Genomic DNA, 24,662 nt, shown 5'->3' with positions numbered 1-24,662 from the left:
GTCAGCGCCTCAGTTCGAGAACGGTGGTGCCGATGCGGAGCTGGTTGTGTTCTCCAATTTTTTGGGGTTGGTCGATGGCGGCGCCGTCGACCAAGGTGCCGTTGGTGGAGTTGAGATCTTCCACGTACCAGTCGGATCCGTCGTAGTAGATGCGAGCGTGGCGGCCTGAGGCGTAGTCGTCGTCGAGGACCAGGGTGGCTTCGGGGTTACGACCCAGGAGGACTCCTGATTCTTTGAGAGGCACGGTGACGCCGCGTAGTGGTCCATCGATGACGGCTAGGTGTGTGAATGCTCGGCGTCTGCCTCGGCCGCGGCTAGGGGTGCTTGCGGCTGGGCGGATGATGGAGTCGCCGTTACGTGTGCGGTGGACGATGCGAGTTCCGTAAAGGTCGGTGCGTAGTACACCAACGATGGCGAAGATAAAGAGCCATAGGCCGATGAGTAGGCCGAGGCGGACGACGGTCAGTGTGAATTCACCCAGTGGACTCACCTCCTCCGCGTGTGTAGGACGAAACTGATGCGGCCAATGGTGATGCGGTCGCCATCAGACAGTCTTGCACTGGGGACGCGTTCTCCGTTGAGGAAGGTGCCATTAGTGGACCCCAGGTCACGTAGCCCGATGATGAGGTGGGGGCCGTCGTGAGTGATGCGGATCTCGCAGTGGCGGCGGCTGATGCTGCTGTCTTCGAGGGAGATCTGGGCGTTGGTGTCACGGCCGATGATGGTGATGGGGCCTAGAAGCGGGTAAGCATCGCCATCGACGTCGATCCAAGGGCGGCTGGATGGATCGGGAAGGATGTCGGGAGGAAATGGTGCTGGGCCTTCCTCGATAATGGGGTTACGTGCGGTGCGTGCGTCGTCCTCGTCTGGCCCCCAGTAAGAGAGGTCGTCTTGGCGTTGTGCTTCACGTTCGTGGGGGGTGAGGTATGAGTCGTTGCGTCTTTGGTACATGCGGTTGACTTCGGCGGTGCCTTTGGCAGCGTTGTTGGCCGCGTGTGCTGCGTTAGTTGCGATGTCGTATGGGCTGTCTGGGTCAGCGACGGCATCGGGAGGAAAGACTGGGTTGGGGGATACACGGCTGCGGGGGTCATCGTGGGGGTAATGAGTTTCGATGGCTTCACCGGGTCCGCGGCCGCGGCGACGTTCCGCCGGGGGAGGGCTGTCATATCCGCTGGTGGAGCGGACACGGAAGACGCCAGTTTCGAGGTCATCAAGGTCGATGAAAGATACACGTATGGGCCCTGCAGGGTGGTAACGCTGGGTGTGGATGTGTTCTTCAGCGCTGGCGATGAGTTCCTCGGTGAGCAGGTCTTCGTAGGCAGTGAGGCGGTCGTAGTCGCTGATGGATAGCTCTACGACGAAGTTATTGGGGACGATGGCCCGGTCGGAGGAAACGATGGCGGCTTTGTCGTCCATGGCCTTACGCATGGCTGCGCCGATCTCGACGGGTTGCACTTCAGCTTTAAAAGCGCGTGCGAATGCTCCGTTGATGGTTGAGGCCAGTTTGGCCTCTATGCGGTCGAAGAGTCCCACCGTGCCTCCTCTCGCTGGTGCCGGATCACGTGGTTGATCCGGGGTGGCGGTTCCTTCCAGATTATCCGGAATGGCGTGGACTACTTGGGAACGTGATGTCTTTAATTGCGTTGTTATCGGTGTGAGTATGCCTGTTGTATCTGGTGTATGAGGACTTGATGTTGTTGACCTGCAGTTTTGTGGGTGTCTTGTGGGGACTGTGATGGGCTGTTCGGATGAGGCGAACTCTGAATTTGTCGAATCTGTTGTGACGTGCCAGGATAAATCGCAGCGCGCGAGTGGCGGAATAGGCAGACGCGCACGGTTCAGGTCCGTGTGCCCGAAAGGGCGTGGGGGTTCAACTCCCCCCTCGCGCACCACAGATCATCTTCAAAACCCCCGATCAGACCAAGTCTGATCGGGGGTTTTGTGTTTGAAAAAAGTCACAGCGAAGGTACGACAGCCATTCAGAAGATCGGTGTTTTCAAAGAACAGGTAACTATCGGGACATAGACAAAAACGCGCCTGAAATTTACTGCGCTGGCCCTAAAAATCCGACAGAAATGTTCTCTCCCAGCAGACCAAAAATAAGCTGAACGCTTTCTCAGCAGAGATGAAAAATCTCTTCCTTTTTGGACGCACAAACCCTCACTTACGCGACGAGTAACCCCCTGCAAGTAACCCATCCTGCGAAAACACCAACCAAACACTGCCCATCACTACCCCAATACACACCAAAAACTCACCACGACACGACGCCCACCTGCACCTGCCCAACGGAGTCCTCAGCCACTACTCCGATAAGGTCCCAGCACAGCAGAGAGCACACCGGCTCTCTTCCGAAAGCATGGGAAGACCCGCATGATTCACCTGGATAACGTCGTCAAGACCTATCCCCGCGGAACAACAGCCGTCAACGGGCTCTCACTAGAAGCGCCCACCGGAAAAGTCACCGTCCTGGTCGGCCCCTCCGGATGCGGAAAAACCACCACCCTGCGAATGATCAACCGCATGGTCGAACCCACCAGCGGAACCATCACCATCAACGGCCGCGACACCGCAGAGATGAATCCCGACCAGCTGCGCCGCGGTATCGGCTACGTCATCCAAGCCGGGGGACTATTCCCCCACCGCACCGTCCTAGACAACATCGCCACCGTCCCCCTCCTGCTAGGAACCCCCAAGAAAAAAGCCCGCGACCGCGCCCGCGAGCTCCTCAACCTCGTCGGCCTCGACCCCGAACACGCCCACCGCTACCCACGCCAACTCTCCGGCGGACAACAACAACGCGTCGGCGTCGCCCGCGCCTTAGCCGCAGACCCACCACTCATCCTCATGGATGAACCCTTCAGCGCCGTGGATCCCGTCGTACGCACCCAACTCCAAGACGACCTACGCCGACTCCAACACGAACTCGGCACTACCATCGTCCTCGTCACCCACGACATCGACGAAGCAATCCGCCTTGGCGACCACATCGCAGTCCTGCGCGTCGGGGGAACCCTCGCTCAAATCGGCACACCTACCGAACTACTCACCAACCCCGCCGACGACTTCGTTGCCGACTTCATCGGAAGCGACCGCGGATACCGCTGCCTAGCCTTCACCGCAACCCCAAACCTGCCCCTCACCCACGAAACAACCGTCCGCCTCGGTGACACCCCCACCCACATCACCACCGCCGCAGCCGGTCAACACTGGATCCTCGCCCTCGATAACAACAACAAACCACTCGGCTGGGTTGAGACAACCAGCCTCAATCAGCCACTGGCCAGCCACCACCTCCACCGCGGCGGCACCCTAGCCACCACCAACTCCTCCCTACGCCGAACCCTCGACGCTGCCCTATCCTCACCCAGCGGACGCGGCGTACTCACCCACCCCGATGGCACATTCGCTGGCACTATTCACGCCAACCAACTACTGGATGCCATCGAAAACACGAGAAGCCACTCCATCGGCCAGGAACGCTCATGAACTGGCTCTACGACAACTGGACCCACGTTCTCAATCTCACTACCCACCATGCCTTCCTAGCAGCAGCCCCGCTACTCATAGGCCTGCTCCTAGCCATCCCCCTAGGGCGAATCGCCCACCAATACCGCCACGCCTACCAGCCCATCATCCTCACCAGCTCGCTGCTCTACACCATCCCCTCCCTGGCCATGTTTATCCTCATGCCACTCATCCTGGGCACAAAAATTCTCGACCCCATCAACGTCATCGTGGCCATGACCCTCTACACCCTGGCTCTCCTCGTACGCACCATCGCCGACGCCCTCAACGCCATCGACGACACCATCACCCAAGCAGCCACCGCCATGGGAATTGGGCCCCTGCGCCGCTTCTTCACCATCGAGCTGCCCCTGGCCACCCCCATCATCAGCGCTGGCTTACGCGTGGCTGCCGTCAGCAACGTCTCCATCGTCTCCGTTGCCGCCATCATCGGGGTCAACCAACTCGGCACCCTCTTCACCGATGGATTCGCTCGCACCTACCCAGCCCCCATCATCGCCGGCACCATCGCCTGCATACTCCTGGCACTTTTTGTTCGACCTGACCATCGTTATCCTCAGCTCCCTGGCCACCCCCTGGACCAGAAAAGACCCAACATGATCACCAAAATCTGGACATGGCTCACAGACCCCATGAACTGGACAGGCACCACCGGCATCCCCAACCGCCTGATAGAACACCTTCAATACTGCGCAATCAGTCTGTTGATCGCCTCTCTCATCGCTATACCTTTCGGCCTCTACATCGGCCACACCGGAAAGGGCCGCATCTGGGGCGTACAACTCGCCAACGGCATGAGATCAGTCCCCACCCTCGGGCTGCTCTTCGTTACCGTCCTGCTCATCAGCCCACACCTGAACAGCAACCTGGCCTTCCTCGGCCCCAGCATCGCTGTACTCGTCCTTTTAGCCATCCCACCCATCCTCACTGGAACCTACACCGGCATCAGCTCACTGGACCCCGCCACCCGCGACGCAGCACGCGGCATGGGGATGACCCCCATGCATATTCTTTGGCGCGTCGAACTGCCCAACGCCCTTCCCCTCCTGTTCAGCGGACTACGATCAGCCGCGCTGCAAGTCATCGCCACAGCCACAATCGCAGCAACCGTCAGCGTAGGCGGACTCGGGCGATTCCTCATCGACGGACAAGCCTTCCGCGACTTCGCCATGATGAGCAGCGGGGCCATCCTCGTAGCCGGTTTAGCCCTTGCAATCGACCTCTCTCTCATCGCCGTAGAACGGCTTGTCGTCTCCCCAGGCATCCGCACCCAAAACCGTCAAAAAACCTAAATTTCATCCCCACCTCGCCCCGACCACTTCAGGAGTAACCATGCACCGCAGCACCCGAATATGTGCCCTATCTGTTGTTGCAGCCTTTGCCCTCAGCGCCTGCGGAGCTAGCAACGACCCCCTCGCCTCCACCGACAACAACACCTCTGGAACTGGCCAGATCGTTGTCGGATCAGCCAACTTCCCCGAAAACCAACTCCTCGCAGAGATTTATGCAGGAGCCCTCAGCAAAGCCGGCCTTAACGTCACTACCCGACTCAACATCGGTGGCCGCGAGGTCTACATGGGCGCACTCAAAGACGGCTCCGTCAGCGTAATTCCCGAGTACACCGGCAACCTTGCTAAATACCTCAACAAAGACGCCGAAATATCTACACCCAAAGAAGCCATCGACTCCCTTAAAAAAGCCCTACCAGAGGGTTTGGCAGCTCTGGAACCTTCACAAGCTGAAAATAAAGACGCCGTCGTCGTTACTAAAGAAACCGCCAATATCCATCACCTCACATCCATCGAAGACCTCGCCCCCCTAGCCGGTGACATGATCCTCGGCGGCCCCCCGGAATGGGCTCAACGACCCGATGGCCTACAAGGCCTAACCAAGCAATATGGCCTCAACTTCAAAGAATTCAAACCCCTGGACTCCGCCGGAGCGCTGACTGTCACCGCTCTCAAAAACGGTCAAGTAGACGCAGCTAACCTGTTCACCACCGACCCCCAGATCACCGCTAACAACTTCGTCGTGCTCAAAGACCCCAAAAACCTCTTCGGATCACAACAAATCACCCCACTCGTAAGCGCCGACATCGCAAAAAACGAGAAAGCAACCCAAGGGCTCAATAAAGTCAGCGCTGCCTTGAGCACTGAAGATCTCACCAAAGAGGTCGCCAAAGTAGTCATCGATAAACGCAACGCTAGCGATGTGGCCAAAGAGTGGCTTACCGCTCACGGTTTCTAATCCGATAGCTTCTGCAGGGAGTCCTTACCTCATGTCTGAGATCAGCGTCACCAATAACCCCAACGAAACACGCTACGAAGCTCGCCACGACGGTACTTTGGCTGGAATCGCCACCTACACAACCGACAACAACATCATCACTTTCACCCATGTGATCGTCTTGCCCGAATTCGAAGGAAAAGGCATAGGGACCGCCCTTGTTGAAGGGGCCCTGGAAGATGTCAAAACTGGCCAAACCTACCGGGTAGTACCGGAATGCTCATTCATGCGTAAGCACATTCAATGCAACAGCGGACGCTATGAAGACATTCTTGCCAACCACTAGATCCCCCAGGGGAGGAGTCACATAAGTGGGGCGAATGGAGCTACCACGATCTCCGCGAACCTTGCTAACCGGTGACGCTGCTGCCACTCTTCCCGGGTCAGTGCGTGAGCGTTGCCTGCATCTGCGTGGAAAATTTTCTCCATAGATGCGGCTACCCCAGCATCAGTGATTTCTGTATTGACTTCATAGTTGAAGGACAAAGACAGCCGGTCAATATTTGCAGTGCCGATCGTGGACCACTTTCCATCCACCGTCATCGTCTTCGCGTGAATCATGGCGTCCTCGTACAGCAGTACCGTCACCCCTGCATCAAGTAGCCTTCGCCAATATCCCCGCGACACAAAGTCAGCCAAAATGTGATTCGAATCCTTAGGAATCAAAATACGTACGTCGACTCCACGTTGGCTGGCCTGAATAAGTGCATCCAGAACTTGCTGGTCTGGGATAAAATAAGCAGTGGTCAAGAAAATGTGATTATCGGCCTTATCTATAGCTGACAAATACATTGACCGAATTGGGTAGGTTCGTCGAGCAGGAATATTATCAACCGAACGAATTTTTGAATCCCAAGCCTCATTTGAGTCGATTCGGGGCATCACATCGCGGCCCCGCCCTCGTGCTGCCAGCCTATTCCACACTACGCGGAAAGAATGCTGTAGCTCCCATGTTTCTGGTCCCGTTAGCTTCACGTGGGTGTCTCGCCACTGGGTTGCATACAGGGACCCTAAGTTGTAGCCCCCCACGTAGGCGCACTCATGATCAACAATAAGCATTTTCCGATGCGTTAATCCTGAGAAATCAATTGGGTTAAAAATAAACTGAGGTCGAAAAATCGGAAGGCGAAATACCTGCACAGAGGGATCAAACTTGTAAAAAAATGGGTTAACTACTAGGTTTCCCATTCCGTCAAAAATTACTTTGACCTCAACTCCTCGCCGAGCTGCGTCATTTAATGCATCACGGAAGCGAGTACCTACCTCATCGCTCTTCCATAGGTAAGTTTCAAGCAAAATAGAATGTTTTGCTTTCTCAATATCGGAAATCATCTCTTCATATAGATCAGCGCCATATGTGAAGATCTGAACACCATTTTCACCCACACGGTTTTCGAAAGTTCCCGGCCGAGTGAACTGGACGCGTTTACGCCGCCCTCGCTTCTTATATGCATCAAAAGCAATGAGGCCCGCGACCGTCCCCGCCTGAATTGCCAAGCTCGTCACCGCAGCAACCTTCACTGCGTGACCCATCACCAAACTCGGAGAACGCCGTATACCGATCTTCGACATACTCACACCATAAAACGCGTTCTCGCATTGAGCAGCTCGAAACGCTTGCCTGGCGCACCAGCCTCAAAACACCCCATAGTAAAAGCCACATGCGTCAAACCAACTCGACCAAATCCACCCAACCTCATTCACAACACGCAGCCGTGGTCATCCTTCGCCAAGCGCGTAATCACCACAAAAACAGCCACCCAAAAAACGAAATCTCCCCCACAACCCCCAAAAAAGTCACCAAACCCGTCATCCTCTCCTGAGGCCAACTTCACAACGACATCAATAACAACGAAAGAACATGACCACCACCCCAGCCCACAGCGCAATACCAGCTACCAACAACGACCCAGAGCCCGGCACACCCCACCAATTTCAGCATCTCGCCACCTCGACATGACATTCTGACCCTGATGGCCGCAACCCGAGACAGCCGGACCTCCAGCAGTCCGCGAAACACTCGAACGACCCGCCCCACAGGCAGGTCGACCCCATGTGACCCCCACAACAAGACCACCAGTACAGCCCGCCACACCAACCGCACAGGAGAACAGGGAGCACAGCTGTGAAAATCCTGCTACTCAGCGACAGCTACTCGCCCATGGTCAACGGAGTTGTCACCTCCGTGCGCACCCTCCAAAGCGGCCTCATCGCCCAAGGACACGACGTCCGCGTCATCACCCCCGGTGACGCACGCACCTCCTCCTTCGATGGAGACGTCTACCGACTCGCCTCCATCGGCATCGGGGCCATCTACCCCGGCGCCCGGCTCGCCCGCCCCACCGACCGCAAAGTGCTCACCAGCATCTGCGAATGGGGCCCAGATATCCTCCACTCACACACCGAATTTACCGCCTACCTCTGGGCACGACGCCTCACCAGACACACCAATGCACCCCACGTGCACACCTATCACACCGTCTACGAGGACTACACCCACTACTTCAGCCCCAGCGAAAAAGTAGGCAAAGGGGCAGTCGCCATCGGTTCCCGCCACATGATGGGAGCTACCGACCTTGTCATCTCACCCACCCGCAAAGTCAAAGGTCTCCTCGATGGCTACGGCGTCACCACCCCAGTAGCCGTCATACCTACCGGCATTAATCTCACTAGATTCACCTCTAGCCTGGGCCACACCGAACTAGGTACCACAGATCATCCCCGCACCACCCCCACCGACGCCGGACCATCAGTGCCCAACCACCTGCACCGAACCGTCCCCATAAACACCCCCACCCCCACCGACGCCCATACCACCCGCCCCGAACTACACAAACGCCTAGGCATCAACGAAAACGAAACCGTCATCCTCTACGTCGGACGGCTCGCCCAAGAAAAAGGCCTCGTCGAAACCTTCAACCTCCTCAAAACTCTCCCCGAGGAAATCCCATGGAGATTCGTCGTCGTCGGTGACGGGCCCTACGCAAGCAACCTCCACCAGCAAGCCCACCGCATGGGACTCAACGACAAAGTCATTTTCACCGGCGCTGTCGACCCCGAATATGTCTGCGCCTTCTACCGCATCGGCGACATATTCGTCTCCTCCTCCCGCAGCGAAACACAAGGACTCACCTACCTCGAAGCCCTTGCCAGCGAACTACCCATCCTCTGCGCAGCTGACCCCGTCTTGGATGACCTCGTCACCCAAGGAGTAAACGGTTACCAATACCACAGCCCCGAAGAATTCACCGACCGCATGACCGAACTACTCACCAACCCAAAGCTGCGCACCCAACTCGGTCAAGAAGCCCGCGCTACCGCTCTCAACCACTCCGAAACCGCCTTCGTCCACAAAATCATCAAAGCCTACGAAGAGGTCATCGACCGCCGCCGCATCTCACCCCGAATCGGTCGCGTCGCATGAACAACAGCACACCCCCCTCACCCGAACACCACCACCAAACACACCGCGAAAAACGCCTCGCACACTTCCAACGCCGCCAGGCCACTAGCCCCCAGGCAGCCACATTCCTGCGCATATCCCGCTGGATCACCGCAATCAGCCTGCTGGCCTGCGCCGCATTTGTCATTTACGGATTCCTCACCGGAATCTTCCACTCCGTCCCAGCCCTACGAGACTTCCTCGACCGCCTCGGCATCCTGGCTCCCCTGGGCTATGTCGGCCTGTGTATCGCCCAAGCCATCTTCCCCATCCTTCCCGGGGGGATCACCGTCATAGCCGCCCCTGTACTTTTCGGAGCCGTCAAAGGAAGCATCTATGCCTACCTCGGAACCGTCATCGGCTCCATCGGCGCCTTCCTCATCGGACGACAACTGGGCATGGATGTCTTACGCGCACGCTTCAGCCCCAAAACACTCGACAAATACCTCGGCTGGCTCACCCACCCCCACTACACCCGCTACTTCGCCATAGCTATCGCCATGCCCGTGGCCCCTGACGATTTCCTCTGCTATCTCTCAGGCCTGACCACGATGAGACTACGTACCTTCTCCCTCATCATCATCCTGCTCAAACCGTGGTCCATCCTCGCCTACAGTTTCGGAGTGCTCGCACTCATCAACCTCATCTTCCCCGGCATCGGCGCCTAGCCCACCCGCCCCGTAGGAAGCACCGATGACCGACACACACCCCCGCCACCAACTACGCGTCCACCACTACAACGGCACCGGACGCCTCGTCACCCAAAGCGGACTCGGCGCAGCAATGCGCCACCAACGCCACATGCTCCACCACCCTGGCATCCGTCTCGTCCGCCTCAACGAACACCCCGACGTACTCGTCCTCAACACCGTCTTCCCTGACTCAGCCATCGTCGGTCGCTGGGCACATAAACAAGGCATCCGCGTCATCCAATTCGCCCACTCCACCCAACAAGACTTTGAAAACTCCTGGGCTGGAGCAAACCACATTGCACCGCTCTTCGGGCGCTGGCTCGGACATGTCTACGCTGGCGGAGACGCCATCATCACCCCCACCCCCTACGCCAAAAAACTCCTCACCCGCTATCAACTCGACGCTCCCATCTACCCCCTCACCAACGGCGTCGACATCGACTTCTTCCACGGAAAACCAACAGCAGGAAAACAATTCCGAGAACGTCACAACATCGCCCCCCACACACCTCTCGTCGTAGCCGTCGGACACCTCATGGTCCGCAAAGGATTCACCGACTGGATCAACCTTGCCCGACGCATCCCACAAGCCCAGTTCTACTGGTTCGGCCACACCCCCCGCGCCACCATGTCCAAAGCCGTCAAACGAGCCATCGACACCGCACCCCCCAACGTGCACCTACCTGGCTACGTACCCGCAGCCGAAGTCCGCGACGCCTACGCAGCAGCCAACCTCTTCTGCTTCGCCAGCCACGAAGAAACCGAAGGCATCGTCGTTCTCGAAGCACTCGCCTCCGGAACCCCCACCCTCGTCCGCGACATCCCCGTCTATGACTCCTGGCTACCCGAAAACGAAATCGTCCACAAGGCACGCAACCTCGAAGAATTCGAACACAAAGCCCGCGCAATCCTCGCCGGTGAAGCCCCCAACCTCACCCAAGCAGCCCGCCACCGCATGCAGGAATACTCACTCGATCGCGTCGCCCAACGTTTCCTGGCCATCTGCGCAGGCACCGCCCCCAACCCCGACACCTCACCCACGCGACGCCGCTGACACCTCACTGCACAGACAGTTCCGCGACCTCACGAGCCACGTTCACCCGCGCCCAGCGCTCCCACCGCTGCCGCCCTGCGTCCGTGCGATAAATCCACTCCTGCTCCAGGAACCGCTCCAGCAACGCAGCCCTGCCCGAACAAAACACCTCATCAGGAATCACGCCGTACTCACGACGCACCCCCTGCACATACTTCTGATACCTCACTGGCGAACCAGCCAAAACAGCCAAATCCGCGTCCAGCAACGCAGCCCCAGGATCATCAACAGCTACAGCAGTGCTCTCAGCCGTCAACAAGATCAACCGCCGCACCTCATCCACAAAAGACGACTTCACAGACAAGCGCCACAAAGAATCAACAGCTACCGCCGCCGAAGCACGCTCATCCTCACCCGGAGACGCCTCATACACCACATCGTGAAACCACGCCGCAGCCACACACGCATCCGAGATCACAACACCCAGATCACCAAGCAGTTGCAAACACTGCAGCACATCATGCAAATGATCAAGGTCGTGATAATGCCGGTGAGGTTCTGACCACCACTGCAAGACCTGCTCACCAAGAGAAGACCAGCGAGCACGCCAATCCAACGAGCGTGAAAGCACAGGAACCACATCACCAAGCACAGCCCACCGCTGCCACAGATCCCGCTGCCGATATCGGAACCTCTCAACATCCCGACGATGCGCTGGCACCCGCAAACCAGAGTCCACCAGAGCGCGCAGCAGCTCTTTAGAAGAAACCCGCCTGGCTCCCGCAGCGATCAACCCCTCGATGCTCTCAGCAGCGACATCGTAGTGATCCAGATCAAAAGCACGCGGAGAGAGCGCATTGGCGCGAGCAAAAGCATGAAGCTCATCGACAGACGTATCGGAAATGAGATGCGCCCACAAAAATCCGTGTGCAGGCCACTGAGGCCAGTCAACAAGGATCACAAATTCGCTCCTCCAATGTTCCGCACGATGGCGGCATCATAAAGATCTTCAAAACGCCGCATCCGGTCTGCGTAGTACTGCTCGCGGTGCGCAAACGGCCTAGCCTCAGCGTCAACAAAAACCTCACAACGAGGAACCTCAGGCGCTAACGACGCCAAGCCATACAAAGCAGTCCCGTGCATAGTGGAGCGTTTAATAGCCACAGGCTCAACCGGCACCCCAGTTGCATCAGCAACGAGCTGTAGCAGAGCCGGAACACTAGTAGAGACGCGCCCTGCAGCGCGGAGCCGATCAGGTGCACCAACCACCTCAAAAAGCTGCCGCGCCAAACGCGCATACGTAAGAGCAACCCCTTCAAAACAGCCACGGTAAAGAGCGGCAGGAGTGTCGCTGTAACTCACATCGCGCAGCGCGCCCCGAGCATGGCCTGCCCACCCAGTAGAGCGTTCACCCGTCAGGAAAGGCAATACCAGGGGAGTCATGGACGCGGGGTCGGCCATGAGGATGTCGTGACAGGTTCTTGAATCGGGTAACCGCAGAACATTTTCTAGCCACGTGTTCATGCGGCCTACATCATTGAGTGCACCACCAAGGATGCTGCGTTGTTGATCAACGCGGTAACACCACAGTCCAGGAGGAAGAACTGTAGGAGTGTTGCCGGTGATGACACGTATTGCTCCGGAAGTAGCGAATGAAGCTAGGGGAGTGGCAGTGCTTGTGGCATCAGCCCCAAGATTGGCGGCAAAACCATCAGGGATAACTGGGTACCAGGGAACCTGCGCCAGCGCTGGCCACCGGTTAGGCACATAAGAGGTGCTAGGGAAGCTGGGTTGGTCAGGGTCTGCAATGGGAGACAGATGTTCCTCGACGATTCCTGCGGCCTCGAGAAGAGGAGCGTCCCACTGGCAGGTGTAACGGTTGAGCAGACCACTCCACGCAGCCGTGGAGGTCGCGATGTTGGTGACTCCAAGCAGGTGGAGCCAGATGTATTCGCCGAGGGTGACCCAGCGGTGGACGCGGTGAGCGACTTGCGGGTCATTGTCATGCCACCAACGAATAGTCGCTGCCCAGTGAGCGGTGTGCAGGTGGGCTCCGGTGCGTTGAGTGATTTCGTGAGGGTCAAGATGACGGCGCAGGGCAGCAGCTTGGCTGCTGGCGCGTGAGTCGGCGTACGTCAGACAAGGGGTGATGGCGTAGTTATCGGTGTCCATGCCGATGAGAGTGGGGGCAAAAGTGTCCATAGCGACACCAGCGATGTGAGGTGCGATGTCACTGCTCGTGAGGGTGTCGATGATGTCGATGACTTCGTGAAGAGTGTGTCTGGGGTCCAGGGTGCAGTGTCCGTCGGGGGCGGTGGTGAAGGCATGGCGGACTTTAATGCGGTGTTTATCGACGGGGCGTCCGGTTGCGTCGTAGATACAGCCACGGCTGCCGGTGGATCCGATATCGATGGCCAGGATGAGGGGAGTGGTTGCCTCGAGGGGATGGACGCTGAAGCTCTCTGCCGCCATGGTGACTCAGTCTAGTAATCAGTCTAGTAAGGAGTTGAAGTAGTGCGGTTGGGGGTGAGGTTCTGATGTGTTGGCGCGGGCTTGCGTGAACCGAGTGAGCACAGGAGGGCGTTCCGTGCTGACTCGGTCCAGCAGTTGTTGTGTTGGAGAGTAAAGAAAAGGAGAGGGAGGGGATGGAAGGTTTTCAGTCCAGGGCGACGTGGCGCTTGATGCGGTAGACGCACTGTGAGTCGCCCATGGCCTCGCATTCGAGTTCTTTGCCGGTCATGGTTGCGCCGTAAAGGCCGCCGATAGCGCCTACGAAAACACCGAGGGTGTAAGCGCACATTGGCTCGTCGGACTTACGGTCAAAAGAGCAGGCACCTTCGTGGATGCGCACGGTGTAGGTGCCGTTGTCTTCGGTGATGTCATCGACAATGGCTAAACGGGTGCCGTCCAGGCCCAGAGCTTTCTGTAGGATTTCGGTGGCGTCATCAATAGAGGGGGAAGCGCCAGTTTTTCCCAAAAGCTCGACCAGTCCAGCGCCGCGCATACGGCCAGCGCCGAGGACGGGACCCGGGCCAGCGAGGTCTTCGACGTGCAGACGCATCTGCTGGAGGCATTCGGCTGCGACGAACTTGCCAAGGGTGGGGCGTGTGTTGGTGGGCATGTAGGTAGTACCTCGTGATCTGCGTGTTGTGTCGTGTGAGGTGTTCCTGACACACGGATTGGCCCGGTAGGGCAGTGCACCCAGTCGGTGGGCCTGTTCACGGTTCAGACTAGAAGCGCAGCAGTGACCCACGGCGTGGGCTGCGTATACGTCCATGCTCTTTGGGTGGGTATTTCGTTGGAGCAGAAAGAATGTGAATCTGAACAGTTGTCCGGCCACGTGATATGCGAGTCTGCGTTGTGGCGAAGCAGAAAAGATGAACGCACCGAGCTTGATAAGAAAAGCAGGCTAATTCATTGCCCTATAAAGTCATTATCTGCACACGTGGTTACTGTCACAGAAATTCCGTTAAAGACGTACGGCATAACTTGCTGGGTCGGTGCGTCGCAGAAAAGGACCTTTTAGGCGTCTGGAAAATACACGGACACTTCTGTAGCTTTCACCGAAAGCCACACCTGCATGCCAGGAGCTAATCCCAGTTCAACCAACGCAGCAGTAGTCACCTCAACCCGAATATCAGGCGGCCCAGCAACATGAAGCCGCACCCGCGCACCCACCATGTCGACCGTGAGCACTCGGCCACACCACACATTCCGCGGTGAGCCCACCCCCGGACGCTCCCCAAACACCGACACCGACTCTGGCCGAACCGCAGCAAACACACGTGCCCCATCCGGAAAACTCACCCCGGCCGCCGCATGCAACACCCCACCCCCGGCAAGGCGTATCGCACCGCCGTGCCCCCAAACCCCCTCAAAGAGATTCACCCCCACCAGATCCGCCACAAACTCTGTTGCCGGATGCTCAGCTACCTGCATCGTGGGGCCGTACTGAACTACCTTGCCCTCTTCCACAACCATCACCGCATCGGCCATCACCATCGCCTCCACCGGATCATGAGTGACCAGCAAAACCGGCCCACGAAACTGCGCCACATGCTCGCGCACACATCCCTGTACCTCCCGGCGCGTAGATGAATCCAACGCAGCAGTCGGTTCATCCAACACCAACACATCCGGTTCACAAGCCAACGCCCTTGCCAGCGCCACCCGCTGAGCCTGACCTCCTGACAATTCCCTTGGACGCCTGCGTCCAAGATCCCCAACCCTCAACCGCTGCAGCCACTGAAACGCCCGCGCCGTTGCCTCTCGCCTAGACACCCCCCGCATCCGCAGCCCAAAAGCAACGTTTCCCACCACGCTCATATGCCCAAACAGCCGATAATCCTGAAACATCACCCCCACATTCCGCTGCTGTGCAGACACAAACACGCCCGCTTCCGAATCATCCACCGTCACTTCACCTAGCCGCAGCTGTCCACGATCCAGCACCTCCAGGCCCGCCACCGCACGCAGCACACTGCTCTTGCCAGCACCATTGGGCCCCAATAACGCCAACACCTGCCCCGGATACACCTCAAAAGAGGCCTGCACCACAAACCCACCACGACGAACCCGCCCATCAAAAAGCAACTCCTTCACCGCCCCACCCCCGGCCACCAATACGAACGCAACCCCACCAACACAGTCACACACACACCCAGTAGCACCAGCGACAACGCAATCGCCGCCCGCGGATCTGACTGCATCGCCAAATACACTGCCAACGGCATCGTCTGCGTAATGCCCGGCAAACTGCCCGCAAACGTGACCGTGGCGCCAAACTCACCCAACGCCCGCGCCCAACACAACACCGTCCCGGCTACCAATGACGGCGCCACTGACGGCAAAGACACCGACCAAAAAACCCGCCACCTCGAGGCCCCCAACGTCACCGCAGCCTCCTCTAGCCCCCGATCCACCGCCGCAAACGCACCAGCTACCGTCACCACCAAAAACGGCATCGCAACAAATGTTTCGGCCACCACCACCGCCACCACCGTGAAAGGAAGACTGATCCCCCACCACACATCCAGCCACCGCCCTACCAGCCCTGCACGCCCATACGCCAACAACAACGCCACTCCCCCCACTACTGGCGGTAACACCAACGGCAACGTCACCAACGCACGCAAAACCCCCACACCACGGCGCCGTGACCGTGCCAACACCCACGCCAACGGCACCCCCATAACCAACGACAGCGCTGTCGCCACCGAGGCACTTACCAACGAAAGCCGTAGCGCCACTAAAACCGCTGGCGCGAACACCAACGAAAACAACTCTCCCCACGGCACCCGCGCCGCCAACGCCACAACCGGAAGCAACAAAAACGCTGCCCCTACCAGCGCAACCCCACGCATTGGCCACGGCGTACCCCCCAACGGTGAACGACCGTTACTCACGGCGCACCAAACCCCGCCGAAGTCAAGATTTTTTTACCCACTTCTCCCCGTACCGCCTGCACAAATGCCTGCGCGGCAGGCCCATTCTGTGCCCGGCGTACCACTGCCAACGGATATGAAGTCCACGCATTCATCTGCTCGGGAATCTCCACACCTTTGACCTTTCCAGCAGCGGCAACTACATCCGTCCCGTACACCAACCCGGCATCAACCTCCCCCAAAACAACTTTCGTTACCACTGCCTTCACATCGACCTCACGCGTAACCGGTTGCACATCTACAGACGCCTTTTCCAACACCTTCGCCGCCAAAACCCCACACGGAACCGACTGTTCACACATGGCAACCTTGACCTCTGAGCGCCCAAGATCCTCCACTTTTTCCACCCGACCAGCGCGACCAGCAGGAACAGCAATACGTAAAGAATTGCGCGCAAACGACACCGGCTCATCAACGAGGCCAGCCCCACGCACCAGTTCCATCGGAACTGGACTAGCCGAAGCAAAAACATCCGCAGGCGCCCCCGCTTCAATCTGCTGCGCCAAGCCAGAGCTAGGACCGAAATTGAATCGCACCTGCACCCCCGGATGCGTACGCGAGAACTCTTCACCGATCCGCGTAAACGACTCCTTCAACGATGCTGCAGCGAACACAGTCACCACCCCCGATGAACCGTTCGGCTCCAACGTTTTCCCACCACACCCAGCTATGCACATCGCCACCACCACACCACCGATCAACCAACGAGCTTTCACCACACAGCCCACCCATCAACACAAACCAGCAAATACCTGCGACATCACACCCCCATCAAACCGCAAACACACAACACAACACGCTCACACCAGCGCACACCGACACATCGCCTAGGTGTGCCCTTGTTTTGTGGGGCGTAACAAGGCATCCCGCAGCCCCTTTAGGCTCATACTCGATGACCACTATTCGTGACGTGGCGGCACTAGCCGGAGTGTCCGTAGCAACCGTCTCCCGCGCACTGTCCGGCAGTGATCGAGTCACCCCTGCCACTCGTCAACGTGTCCAAGCCGCAGCCGCTGAGCTTCACTACCACCCCAACGCTGTTGCAGCAGCAATGCGCACGGGACGCACCGGCACCGTCGGACTCGTTGTTGCCTCGCTAGCTAACCCCTTCATTACCCGCCTGGCTGCCAGCATTGAAGCCCAATGTCGTGCCCGAGGATGGACACTGACCATCGCCACCGGCAGTGAAGACCCTGACGAGCAAGCCCGCGTGACTTCCATACTGCTCAGGCAACAAGTTGACGGACTTTTCATCGTCCTAGCAGACAACAGCACCGGCAGCCTGGACCGCATTGCTCAATCAGGAACCCCCATCGTCGCCATCGACCGACGCACCACCATCGAAGCCCACGCCAGCATTCTCAACGACCCCACCTGCGCGCTGGGAGACCTCGCCACCCACCTGTACGAGCAGGGATACCAACGCCCCGCAATCATCAGCGGCCCCACCTCCGTATCCACCGGTCACGGCCGCGCCCACATTGCCCTCCAAGCGCTAACCCGTGCTGGCTACAACGACCTTCCCATCCCTATCCACCACGGGGACTTCACCGCAGAACACGGAACCCAAGCCACCACAAAACTCCTCGAATCCCCACAGCCACCAGATGTCATCGTGGCGCTATCGAACCTCGTTGCCCAAGGAGCCCTACACGAGCTCCAACGCCGCAACATCGACGTCGGCCCCCAAGTCGGTCTCACCGCCTACGACGACGAACCCTGGTTCGAACTGACCAACCCGCCGCTAACCTGCGTCACCCAGCCCGTGACCGAAATGGCGCAAGCCGGTATCGAAACCCTCGCAGCCCTCATTGAGCACAAAGCCCGCCACATCGAGCCCGCCCCCCTCACCGGATCCCGCCTCATCATTCGCCAATCAACCTGCCGCAAAACCTAATCGGATCTAGAAACACCCAACCTGGACAACCGGCCAAAAAAATTTCAGCCAAAAGTTCAAGTCACCCGTCCGGAAACCGATAAGACACGTGACACGAAAGAACACCACTACACGGCAGCCACAACAGCGAGGAAAAGACGAACGGGGGTCCGTCCACACCTTGGCTGAGGCACGACAACCGTGAAACCGGTGCGCACGGCACCGTCAACGCTTCACAACCAAGGCGGGTAATGAAGCGTCCCAGCAGGCCGAACGCGTTATCGGGGGATTCGCGACCGGCCACCGCCGACGGCTAACGGGAACCGACGGCGAACCGCAGGGGAACGGTGGCGACGCACCAGTCACACGCGTCGCCACACACCTACCAATCGAGGACTACGCCTGGCCAGCATCAGCGCACCACTGAATCACTACAGTTAACCCATGCCCGAGGGACACGTCATTCACCGCATGGCCAGCGCCTACGACCGAGCATTCGCCGGCACCATTACCCGCTCCAGCAGTCCCCAAGGACGCTTCAGCGACGGCGCAGCCAGCATCGACGGCCTCGAACTCGTCTGCGCTGAAGCAGTCGGTAAACACTTTTTCGCCCACTTCGGCCCACGCACCATCCACGTTCACCTCGGCATGGCCGGACGCATCAGCGTTCACCACACCACAGACGCCACCGAACGCCTCGGCGAAAAAATCACTCTCGACCCTCAAACCACCCCTGCCTTCTCTGGCGAAACGGACCGTCCCGTTCTCGGGGCGATCAGGTGGCGACTAGAAAACGACACCGCCTGGGCTGACCTATCCGGCCCCGCCATCTGCGAAATCCTCGATTCCGACGGATTCAACAAAGTTCTCAAACGCCTGGGCCCTGACCCACTGCGCGAGGACGCAGACCCCGATCGCGCCTGGAACCTAGTTCGTAAATCCAAACAGCCCATCGCCCTGCTCCTCATGGACCAAAAAATCTTCGCCGGAGTAGGCAACATCTTCCGCGCTGAAGCTCTCTACCGCGCAGGCCTAGACCCCATGCTGCCGGGACTGGCCCTTAAAAAAAGCGAATTCGATGACCTCTGGACAGACTTGGTCCAGCTCATGCGCTATGCCGTCAACCATGGACAAATCGACACCGTCCGCCCAGAACACACGCCTGAAGCCATGAACCGGCCACCTCGAGAAGACCCCCACGGCGGCGAAGTCTATGTCTACCGCCGTGCCGAACAAGCCTGCTACATCTGCCACACCCAGGTGCGCAGCACTGTCATCGGCAACCGCAACCTCTTCTGGTGCCCCGTATGCCAGCCACTTTCTCGGCGCCGACCTGCCGTCGAAGCACGCAAAAAACTGCGTGAACAGTCTCTACTGGGACGTCTGGCGCACTGACTAGCACTCTGCAACGCAGACCCCGACCAACATCTCGCTCAAAGGACTACATCCAGCTCGAGATTCAAAGGGTGACAGCGTAAGCGCGTAATCACCACAACAACCTCAACACAGCAACACCGATTCGCCCACAACAACACAGGGACCCGCCGCCTCATGATTGACGCCCTCACCGCCTACCTTGGCGCCCTCAACGGCTTCGTATACACCTACTTCCTCGTTGCCCTCCTTATCGGCGGAGGCCTATATTTCACCCTGCGCACCCGTGCTGTGCAGATACGTCACTTTCACCACCTGCTGAGTCACTCACTAGCTTCACGCAAAGGAGCCAACGGAGGGATCTCCTCATTTCAGGCATTCGCCATGGGCATGGCCACCCGTATCGGCATCGGCAACATCACCGGTGTGGCCTTGGCGCTCGTGCTCGGCGGCCCCGGAGCGATCTTCTGGATGTGGGTGATCGCCGCTGTTGGCATGGCCACCTCATTCTTTGAAGCCACCCTGGCCCAGGTATTTAAAGTCTCCAACACAGACGGCACCTACCGTGGCGGCACCGCCTACTACCTCTCTTACGGCTTGCAATCTCGTGCATGGGGAGTAGGTATCGCGTCTGCACTCGTGTTTTGCATGGTCATCGCCATGCCCATGGTTCAAGGCAACACCATCGCCCTCGCTCTGGAAAACGCTCACGGTATTCCGGCATGGGCTACTGGCCTATTGCTCATGGCTCTAACAGCGCTTGTGGTCTTTGCAGGGATGCGCGGCGTAGCCCGCACGACAGAAATCCTCAGCCCCATGATGGCTATCGGATACGTGTGTATCGCTGTCACAGTTGTCATCATGAACATCGGCAGTGTTCCGAGGTTCCTATCTGACATCATCTCCGGTGCCTTTGGGATTCGACCTGGCCTGGCCGGGGTGGCAGGCGGAGTCACCGCAGCTGTGCTTAACGGCGCTCAACGCGGGCTTTTCACCAATGAAGCAGGTATGGCAACCAATCCCAACGCGGCCGCCACTGCCACGGTTGCTCATCCGGTGCAGCAGGGGTTCATCCAATCTCTCGGTGTTCTCGTCGACTCAATGATCATCTGCACTGCCACTGCGTTCATCATTTTGTCCAGCGGATCAGGCGTGTATGTGCCAGGTGTAGTGCCAGCTGCATCGGAAGCTGAAAATGCTGCCGCCAGCCTGACCGTTAACGCAGTTACTTCACAGCTGGGCAGCTGGGCCGTGTGGCCTATGTCGATCATGATTTTTTTCTTCGGATTCAGCTCGATTCTGGGTGCTTACGCGTATGCCTCCGTCAACGTCGACTTCCTGCGCGGTTACAACACACGTAACCGCCTAGCTGCCACCTTGGTTGTGTTGACCACCGGAGTCGGGTCTGTACTGGCGTTAAAAACAGTGTGGGCGCTCATGGACACCGCGATGGCTTTAACGACGCTCATCAACATCATTGGTCTCATTGCACTCTCGAAGTGGGTTGTTGGAGCGCTTCGTGACTACGAAGCTCAAAAGGCGGCTGGTATTGATGAGCCACGCTTCTGCGGTGAAGGTAACTCGAATTTGCCGCGTGATATCCCTACCGATGTCTGGAAATAGCCGCAAATACCACGCTTTTCAGTGAGGCGGCTGTAAATAGTTTTCATTAATGCTTCTTTAAGGAGGGAGTGGGCTGAAAAACAGTCCACTCCCTCCTTTTATCTGAAGATGCACAGAGGTTTGGTTGCGCGAATCTTATTCGCGAAAAATCCAACCAAATGAGCTTTTTGGTGATTTTTGAAGTGGGCTCATTTTCTGCCCTCGCCGGGTTATTAATGGATATTTCTAATATCTATTCCTGCATGTGGAATAACTGAGTCCTTGCTGAATAAACGCAAATTATTGCGAAAATAATTTGCGCTTATTGTGTGCCATAGGTGCCCCCCACCGGGTTTACGGTCTGAACGAACTACCGTCCCGCCCCGTAGGAGCACCATGCGCCTGACCCCACGAGAGCAAGACAAACTGCTCATCGTCGTAGCCGCCGACCTCGCCCGCAGACGCCAAGCCCGCGGCCTGAAACTCAACTACCCCGAAGCCGTTGCCATCATCAGCTACGAACTCATCGAAGGAGCCCGCGATGGCCGCACTGTCGATGAGCTCATGAGCTGGGGAACAACCATCCTCACCCGCGAAGACGTTATGGAAGGAGTGCCCGAAATGATCCATGACGTACAAATCGAAGCGACCTTCCCCGACGGCACCAAACTCGTCACCGTGCACGACCCCATCCGCTAAACACCACCCGCCGTAACACCCCCAGCAAGGACAATCATGATCCCTGGCGAAATCGTGGCCAGCGACGAAGAAATCGTTGCCAACCACGGCAGAGAAACAAAAACCATCGACGTCGTAAACATCGGCGACCGACCAGTGCAAGTCGGCTCCCACCACCACTTCTATGAAGTCAACCGTGCCCTGGAATTTGACCGCCCCGCCACCCGTGGCTTCCGCCTCAACATTCCCTCCGGCACCGCTGTGCGATTCGAACCCGGCGACCACAAAAACGTCGAACTCGTCGCCCTGGCAGGACTGCGCCGCGTCTACGGCTTCCGAAACCGCGTGAACGGCCCCCTCGACGCCCCCGAAATCATCGAAGAACAAGCCTGGGCTCACCCCACCACCCTGAAAGGGGCAGAAAAATGACCCTCAGGATCCCCCGCCGCCAGTACAACGACCTCTACGGCCCCACCACCGGCGACTCGGTCCGTCTCGCCGACACAGACCTGTTCGTCAAAGTCGAAAAAGACCTCACCGGATACGGAGACGAAGCCGTCTTCGGCGGCGGAAAAACCATCCGCGATGGCATGGGCCAAGACGGCAACGTCAACCGCGCCGAAATGATCCCAGACACCGTCATCACCGGCGCTCTCATCATCGACTACACCGGCATCTACAAAGCCGACATTGGCATCCGAGACGGACGCATCTGCGCCATCGGCAAAGCCGGAAACAACAACATCATGGACGACGTCGACATGACGATCGGCCCATCAACAGAAATCATCGCCGGCGAACACAAAATCCTCACCGCTGGCGGCATTGACACCCACATCCACTTCATCAGCCCAGAACAAGTCCCCACCGCGCTCGCCGGAGGAGTCACCACCTTCGTCGGCGGAGGCACTGGTCCCGCCGAAGGAACCAAGGCCACCACCATCACTCCCGGCGCCTGGCATATCGGCCGCATGTTGCAAGCCTTTGAAGGACTACCCATCAACGTGGGAATCCTCGGTAAAGGGCATGCCTCCATGACCTCCCCCTTGGCAGAACAGATCGTCATGGGGGCCTGCGGTCTAAAAATTCACGAAGACTGGGGAGCTACCCATGCCTCCATCGACAACTCCCTCAAAGTTGCCGACGAATATGACATCCAGGTAGCTATCCACACCGACACTCTCAACGAAGGTGGCTTTGTCGAAGACACCATTCGGGCCATAGATGGACGCGTCATTCACACCTTCCACACCGAAGGCGCAGGCGGTGGCCACGCCCCCGACATCATCACGATGGCCGGGCTGAAAAACGTGCTCCCCGCATCCACCAACCCCACAATGCCCTTCACCCGCAACACCATCGACGAGCACATGGACATGCTCATGGTGTGCCACCACCTTTCCCGAGAAATCCCCGAAGACGTCGCATTCGCCGACTCTCGCATCCGCCCAGAAACCATCGCTGCCGAAGACGTCCTGCACGACATGGGCGTGTTCTCCATGATGAGCTCCGACAGCCAAGCCATGGGCCGCGTCGGTGAAGTCGTGCTTCGCACCTGGCAAGCTGCCGACCACATGCTCAAAACCCGCGGTCACCTGCCTGGAGACTGCGAATACAACGACAACAACCGCGTCAAGCGATACATCAGCAAATACACAATCAACCCCGCTATCGCCCAAGGTATGTCCCGCCTCATCGGATCAGTCGAAGTTGGGAAATGGGCAGACCTGGTGCTCTGGGAACCTGCCTTCTTCGGCGTCAAACCCGATCTGGTCATTAAAGGTGGACTCATCCTCGGCGCTATGCAGGGCGACCCCAACGGATCCATTCCCACCCCCCAGCCACAAACCTTCCGACAGCAATTTGCCAGCTACGGCGGCGCACTGGCTGAATCCTCCATTTCCTTCATGTCCATGGCAGCAGTCAACGCTGGCGTCGCCCGCAGGCTCCGCCTCAAACGGCATGTGGCCCCCGTTGAAGACATCCGTCAGCTCACTAAAGCGGACATGAAATTCAACAACGCCACTCCCGACATTGAAGTCGATGCACAAACATACGAAGTGCGCGTAGACGGCGAACGCATTACATCCACCCCCGCCACCACCCTGGCAGGCGCACAAAGGTATTGGCTCTTCTAATGACTGACACACCCATCACCCCAGCAATACAGACCCAGGAATCACTACCCCCCATTCACTCAACCGCCGTCATCTTCAACATCACTGAGGGCACACCTGAACACCTCATCCACACTCCCGGAGACCATCACGGTCACCGAGAGCGCGAAACCATTCGCCTCCACAACGAAGCTCTCGCCAAACGAGTCCAGCGACTACGTACTGACAAAGGTCGAGAAATATCCCTACGCCTGCCCTCCGGATCGCCAGCTCTACGCCCCGGAGATGTCATTGCCGTCACTGACACCAGCTTCATCACCATCGAAACGACCACCACACGAGTCATCGTTGTGCGGCCCAGCTGCATTCGTCAGATGGGAGAAGCCGCACACGCCCTGGGGAACCGGCACCGCCAGGTTCAGTTCTTCGACGACAGCACGCAATTCGGGGCACAGTTCGGCCAAGTCGTCTTCCTCACTCCCTACGACCACACCGTCACCGACCACCTCGAAAGCCTCCACGTCGACTACACCATCGAAGATGTCGAACTCGACACCCCCTTCCGCCACGCAGAACACCAACACTGACCG

The 24,662-nt window shown here is 58.2% G+C and carries 24 protein-coding genes and 1 tRNA gene; 16 read left to right on the top strand and 9 right to left on the bottom strand.

Features of this window, described 5'->3' with window-relative positions; translation table 11 throughout:
- Window position 1 precedes the first annotated feature (1 nt).
- Both DXZ77_RS10250 and DXZ77_RS10245 read right to left on the bottom strand, forming a co-directional pair.
- Complete coding sequence (locus DXZ77_RS10250; RefSeq protein ID WP_306747161.1) at window positions 2-490, bottom strand: FHA domain-containing protein FhaB/FipA; 489 nt, start codon at window positions 488-490, stop codon at window positions 2-4.
- On the bottom strand, window positions 487-1,533 hold the full coding sequence (locus DXZ77_RS10245; RefSeq protein ID WP_115031960.1) for an FHA domain-containing protein: 1,047 nt from the start codon (window positions 1,531-1,533) through the stop codon (window positions 487-489). The genes DXZ77_RS10250 and DXZ77_RS10245 overlap by 4 nt, the downstream gene beginning before the upstream one ends.
- 272 nt (window positions 1,534-1,805) lie before the next feature.
- Here DXZ77_RS10245 and DXZ77_RS10240 point away from each other — a divergent pair.
- The 5 genes from DXZ77_RS10240 to DXZ77_RS10215 all read left to right on the top strand — a co-directional run bounded on the left by DXZ77_RS10240 (window position 1,806) and on the right by DXZ77_RS10215 (window position 6,100).
- Window positions 1,806-1,892 (top strand) — tRNA-Leu (locus DXZ77_RS10240).
- 481 nt (window positions 1,893-2,373) lie between these two features.
- Window positions 2,374-3,489, top strand: coding sequence for an ABC transporter ATP-binding protein (locus DXZ77_RS10235; RefSeq protein WP_115031958.1), 1,116 nt, complete (start codon window positions 2,374-2,376; stop codon window positions 3,487-3,489).
- Entirely contained in the window at window positions 3,486-4,820 is a 1,335-nt protein-coding gene (locus tag DXZ77_RS12645; protein ID WP_306747158.1) for an ABC transporter permease, read from the top strand. The genes DXZ77_RS10235 and DXZ77_RS12645 overlap by 4 nt, the downstream gene beginning before the upstream one ends.
- Before the next feature lie 40 nt (window positions 4,821-4,860).
- Window positions 4,861-5,775, top strand: a complete 915-nt coding sequence (locus tag DXZ77_RS10220) for an ABC transporter substrate-binding protein (RefSeq protein WP_115031954.1) — start codon at window positions 4,861-4,863, stop codon at window positions 5,773-5,775.
- A gap of 31 nt (window positions 5,776-5,806) precedes the next feature.
- Window positions 5,807-6,100, top strand: a complete 294-nt coding sequence (locus tag DXZ77_RS10215; RefSeq protein ID WP_181816121.1) for a GNAT family N-acetyltransferase — start codon at window positions 5,807-5,809, stop codon at window positions 6,098-6,100.
- A 17-nt stretch (window positions 6,101-6,117) separates the two neighbouring features.
- On the opposite strand, the gene DXZ77_RS10210 is transcribed toward DXZ77_RS10215, so the two are convergent.
- Complete coding sequence (locus tag DXZ77_RS10210; RefSeq protein WP_258553267.1) at window positions 6,118-7,386, bottom strand: phospholipase D-like domain-containing protein; 1,269 nt, start codon at window positions 7,384-7,386, stop codon at window positions 6,118-6,120.
- An 89-nt stretch (window positions 7,387-7,475) separates the two neighbouring features.
- Here DXZ77_RS10210 and DXZ77_RS12125 point away from each other — a divergent pair, with 89 nt between their 5' ends.
- From DXZ77_RS12125 to DXZ77_RS10195, 4 genes are all read left to right on the top strand, one after another.
- Window positions 7,476-7,637 carry a hypothetical protein gene (locus DXZ77_RS12125; protein WP_181816120.1) on the top strand — a complete coding sequence of 54 codons (162 nt, stop codon included), beginning with the start codon at window positions 7,476-7,478 and terminating at the stop codon, window positions 7,635-7,637.
- Between the two features lie 302 nt (window positions 7,638-7,939).
- Complete coding sequence (locus tag DXZ77_RS10205; protein WP_115031948.1) at window positions 7,940-9,238, top strand: glycosyltransferase; 1,299 nt, start codon at window positions 7,940-7,942, stop codon at window positions 9,236-9,238.
- Window positions 9,235-9,924, top strand: coding sequence for a TVP38/TMEM64 family protein (locus tag DXZ77_RS10200; RefSeq protein WP_115031947.1), 690 nt, complete (start codon window positions 9,235-9,237; stop codon window positions 9,922-9,924). The genes DXZ77_RS10205 and DXZ77_RS10200 overlap by 4 nt, the downstream gene beginning before the upstream one ends.
- 25 nt (window positions 9,925-9,949) lie before the next feature.
- Window positions 9,950-11,002, top strand: coding sequence for a glycosyltransferase family 4 protein (locus DXZ77_RS10195; RefSeq protein WP_115031945.1), 1,053 nt, complete (start codon window positions 9,950-9,952; stop codon window positions 11,000-11,002).
- Between the two features lie 4 nt (window positions 11,003-11,006).
- Here the strand turns inward: DXZ77_RS10195 and DXZ77_RS10190 are convergent, their stop codons facing one another.
- From DXZ77_RS10190 to modA, 6 genes are all read right to left on the bottom strand, one after another.
- On the bottom strand, window positions 11,007-11,942 hold the full coding sequence (locus DXZ77_RS10190; protein WP_115031943.1) for a DUF4031 domain-containing protein: 936 nt from the start codon (window positions 11,940-11,942) through the stop codon (window positions 11,007-11,009).
- Window positions 11,939-13,453, bottom strand: coding sequence for a gluconokinase (locus tag DXZ77_RS10185; protein ID WP_115031941.1), 1,515 nt, complete (start codon window positions 13,451-13,453; stop codon window positions 11,939-11,941). The genes DXZ77_RS10190 and DXZ77_RS10185 overlap by 4 nt, the downstream gene beginning before the upstream one ends.
- 184 nt (window positions 13,454-13,637) lie before the next feature.
- Window positions 13,638-14,102 (bottom strand): V4R domain-containing protein, encoded by a 465-nt coding sequence (locus DXZ77_RS10180; protein ID WP_115031939.1) that lies wholly within the window; start codon window positions 14,100-14,102, stop codon window positions 13,638-13,640.
- A gap of 401 nt (window positions 14,103-14,503) precedes the next feature.
- Entirely contained in the window at window positions 14,504-15,583 is a 1,080-nt protein-coding gene (locus DXZ77_RS10175) for an ABC transporter ATP-binding protein (RefSeq protein WP_220181635.1), read from the bottom strand.
- Window positions 15,580-16,344: an ABC transporter permease gene (locus DXZ77_RS10170; RefSeq protein WP_115031937.1), complete on the bottom strand. Its 765-nt coding sequence runs from the start codon at window positions 16,342-16,344 to the stop codon at window positions 15,580-15,582. The genes DXZ77_RS10175 and DXZ77_RS10170 overlap by 4 nt, the downstream gene beginning before the upstream one ends.
- 38 nt (window positions 16,345-16,382) lie before the next feature.
- The gene (modA, locus tag DXZ77_RS10165) at window positions 16,383-17,144 is read right to left on the bottom strand and encodes a molybdate ABC transporter substrate-binding protein (protein WP_220181634.1); all 762 of its coding nucleotides are present in this window, start codon (window positions 17,142-17,144) and stop codon (window positions 16,383-16,385) included.
- Between the two features lie 173 nt (window positions 17,145-17,317).
- Here modA and DXZ77_RS10160 point away from each other — a divergent pair, with 173 nt between their 5' ends.
- The 7 genes from DXZ77_RS10160 (at window position 17,318) to DXZ77_RS10130 (ending at window position 24,659) form a co-directional block, all read left to right on the top strand.
- Window positions 17,318-18,322: a LacI family DNA-binding transcriptional regulator gene (locus DXZ77_RS10160; RefSeq protein ID WP_181816119.1), complete on the top strand. Its 1,005-nt coding sequence runs from the start codon at window positions 17,318-17,320 to the stop codon at window positions 18,320-18,322.
- 423 nt (window positions 18,323-18,745) lie between these two features.
- Entirely contained in the window at window positions 18,746-19,696 is a 951-nt protein-coding gene (locus DXZ77_RS10155) for an Fpg/Nei family DNA glycosylase (protein ID WP_115031933.1), read from the top strand.
- Window positions 19,697-19,852: 156 nt separating this feature from the next.
- On the top strand, window positions 19,853-21,298 hold the full coding sequence (locus tag DXZ77_RS10150) for an alanine/glycine:cation symporter family protein (RefSeq protein WP_115031931.1): 1,446 nt from the start codon (window positions 19,853-19,855) through the stop codon (window positions 21,296-21,298).
- 375 nt (window positions 21,299-21,673) lie between these two features.
- Entirely contained in the window at window positions 21,674-21,976 is a 303-nt protein-coding gene (locus tag DXZ77_RS10145; protein WP_115031929.1) for an urease subunit gamma, read from the top strand.
- Between the two features lie 36 nt (window positions 21,977-22,012).
- Window positions 22,013-22,384, top strand: coding sequence for an urease subunit beta (locus tag DXZ77_RS10140; protein WP_115031927.1), 372 nt, complete (start codon window positions 22,013-22,015; stop codon window positions 22,382-22,384).
- Window positions 22,381-24,093, top strand: a complete 1,713-nt coding sequence (gene ureC, locus DXZ77_RS10135; protein WP_115031925.1) for an urease subunit alpha — start codon at window positions 22,381-22,383, stop codon at window positions 24,091-24,093. The genes DXZ77_RS10140 and ureC overlap by 4 nt, the downstream gene beginning before the upstream one ends.
- The gene (locus tag DXZ77_RS10130; protein WP_115031923.1) at window positions 24,093-24,659 is read left to right on the top strand and encodes an urease accessory protein UreE; all 567 of its coding nucleotides are present in this window, start codon (window positions 24,093-24,095) and stop codon (window positions 24,657-24,659) included. Before ureC ends, DXZ77_RS10130 begins: the two co-directional genes overlap by 1 nt.
- The last annotated feature ends 3 nt before the right edge of the window (window positions 24,660-24,662 follow it).

It is taken from the genome of Dermatophilus congolensis, from assembly GCF_900447215.1.
GTDB lineage: Bacteria > Actinomycetota > Actinomycetes > Actinomycetales > Dermatophilaceae > Dermatophilus > Dermatophilus congolensis_A.
The sequence above is the reverse complement of the archived record's forward strand: the minus strand, read 5'-3'. Positions and strand labels throughout refer to the sequence as shown.

Excerpts from the sequence above, each read along its gene's own strand:
- DXZ77_RS10235 (WP_115031958.1), top strand. The coding sequence starts at position 2,374 with ATGATTCACCTGGATAACGTCGTCAAGACCTATCCCCGCGGAACAACA.
- DXZ77_RS12645 (WP_306747158.1), top strand. The coding sequence starts at position 3,486 with ATGAACTGGCTCTACGACAACTGGACCCACGTTCTCAATCTCACTACC.
- DXZ77_RS10220 (WP_115031954.1), top strand. The coding sequence starts at position 4,861 with ATGCACCGCAGCACCCGAATATGTGCCCTATCTGTTGTTGCAGCCTTT.
- DXZ77_RS10215 (WP_181816121.1), top strand. The coding sequence starts at position 5,807 with ATGTCTGAGATCAGCGTCACCAATAACCCCAACGAAACACGCTACGAA.
- DXZ77_RS10210 (WP_258553267.1), bottom strand. The coding sequence starts at position 7,386 with ATGTCGAAGATCGGTATACGGCGTTCTCCGAGTTTGGTGATGGGTCAC.
- DXZ77_RS12125 (WP_181816120.1), top strand. The coding sequence starts at position 7,476 with ATGCGTCAAACCAACTCGACCAAATCCACCCAACCTCATTCACAACAC.
- DXZ77_RS10200 (WP_115031947.1), top strand. The coding sequence starts at position 9,235 with ATGAACAACAGCACACCCCCCTCACCCGAACACCACCACCAAACACAC.
- DXZ77_RS10195 (WP_115031945.1), top strand. The coding sequence starts at position 9,950 with ATGACCGACACACACCCCCGCCACCAACTACGCGTCCACCACTACAAC.
- DXZ77_RS10185 (WP_115031941.1), bottom strand. The coding sequence starts at position 13,453 with ATGGCGGCAGAGAGCTTCAGCGTCCATCCCCTCGAGGCAACCACTCCC.
- DXZ77_RS10180 (WP_115031939.1), bottom strand. The coding sequence starts at position 14,102 with ATGCCCACCAACACACGCCCCACCCTTGGCAAGTTCGTCGCAGCCGAA.
- DXZ77_RS10170 (WP_115031937.1), bottom strand. The coding sequence starts at position 16,344 with ATGCGTGGGGTTGCGCTGGTAGGGGCAGCGTTTTTGTTGCTTCCGGTT.
- DXZ77_RS10160 (WP_181816119.1), top strand. The coding sequence starts at position 17,318 with ATGACCACTATTCGTGACGTGGCGGCACTAGCCGGAGTGTCCGTAGCA.
- DXZ77_RS10155 (WP_115031933.1), top strand. The coding sequence starts at position 18,746 with ATGCCCGAGGGACACGTCATTCACCGCATGGCCAGCGCCTACGACCGA.
- DXZ77_RS10150 (WP_115031931.1), top strand. The coding sequence starts at position 19,853 with ATGATTGACGCCCTCACCGCCTACCTTGGCGCCCTCAACGGCTTCGTA.
- DXZ77_RS10145 (WP_115031929.1), top strand. The coding sequence starts at position 21,674 with ATGCGCCTGACCCCACGAGAGCAAGACAAACTGCTCATCGTCGTAGCC.
- DXZ77_RS10140 (WP_115031927.1), top strand. The coding sequence starts at position 22,013 with ATGATCCCTGGCGAAATCGTGGCCAGCGACGAAGAAATCGTTGCCAAC.
- ureC (WP_115031925.1), top strand. The coding sequence starts at position 22,381 with ATGACCCTCAGGATCCCCCGCCGCCAGTACAACGACCTCTACGGCCCC.
- DXZ77_RS10130 (WP_115031923.1), top strand. The coding sequence starts at position 24,093 with ATGACTGACACACCCATCACCCCAGCAATACAGACCCAGGAATCACTA.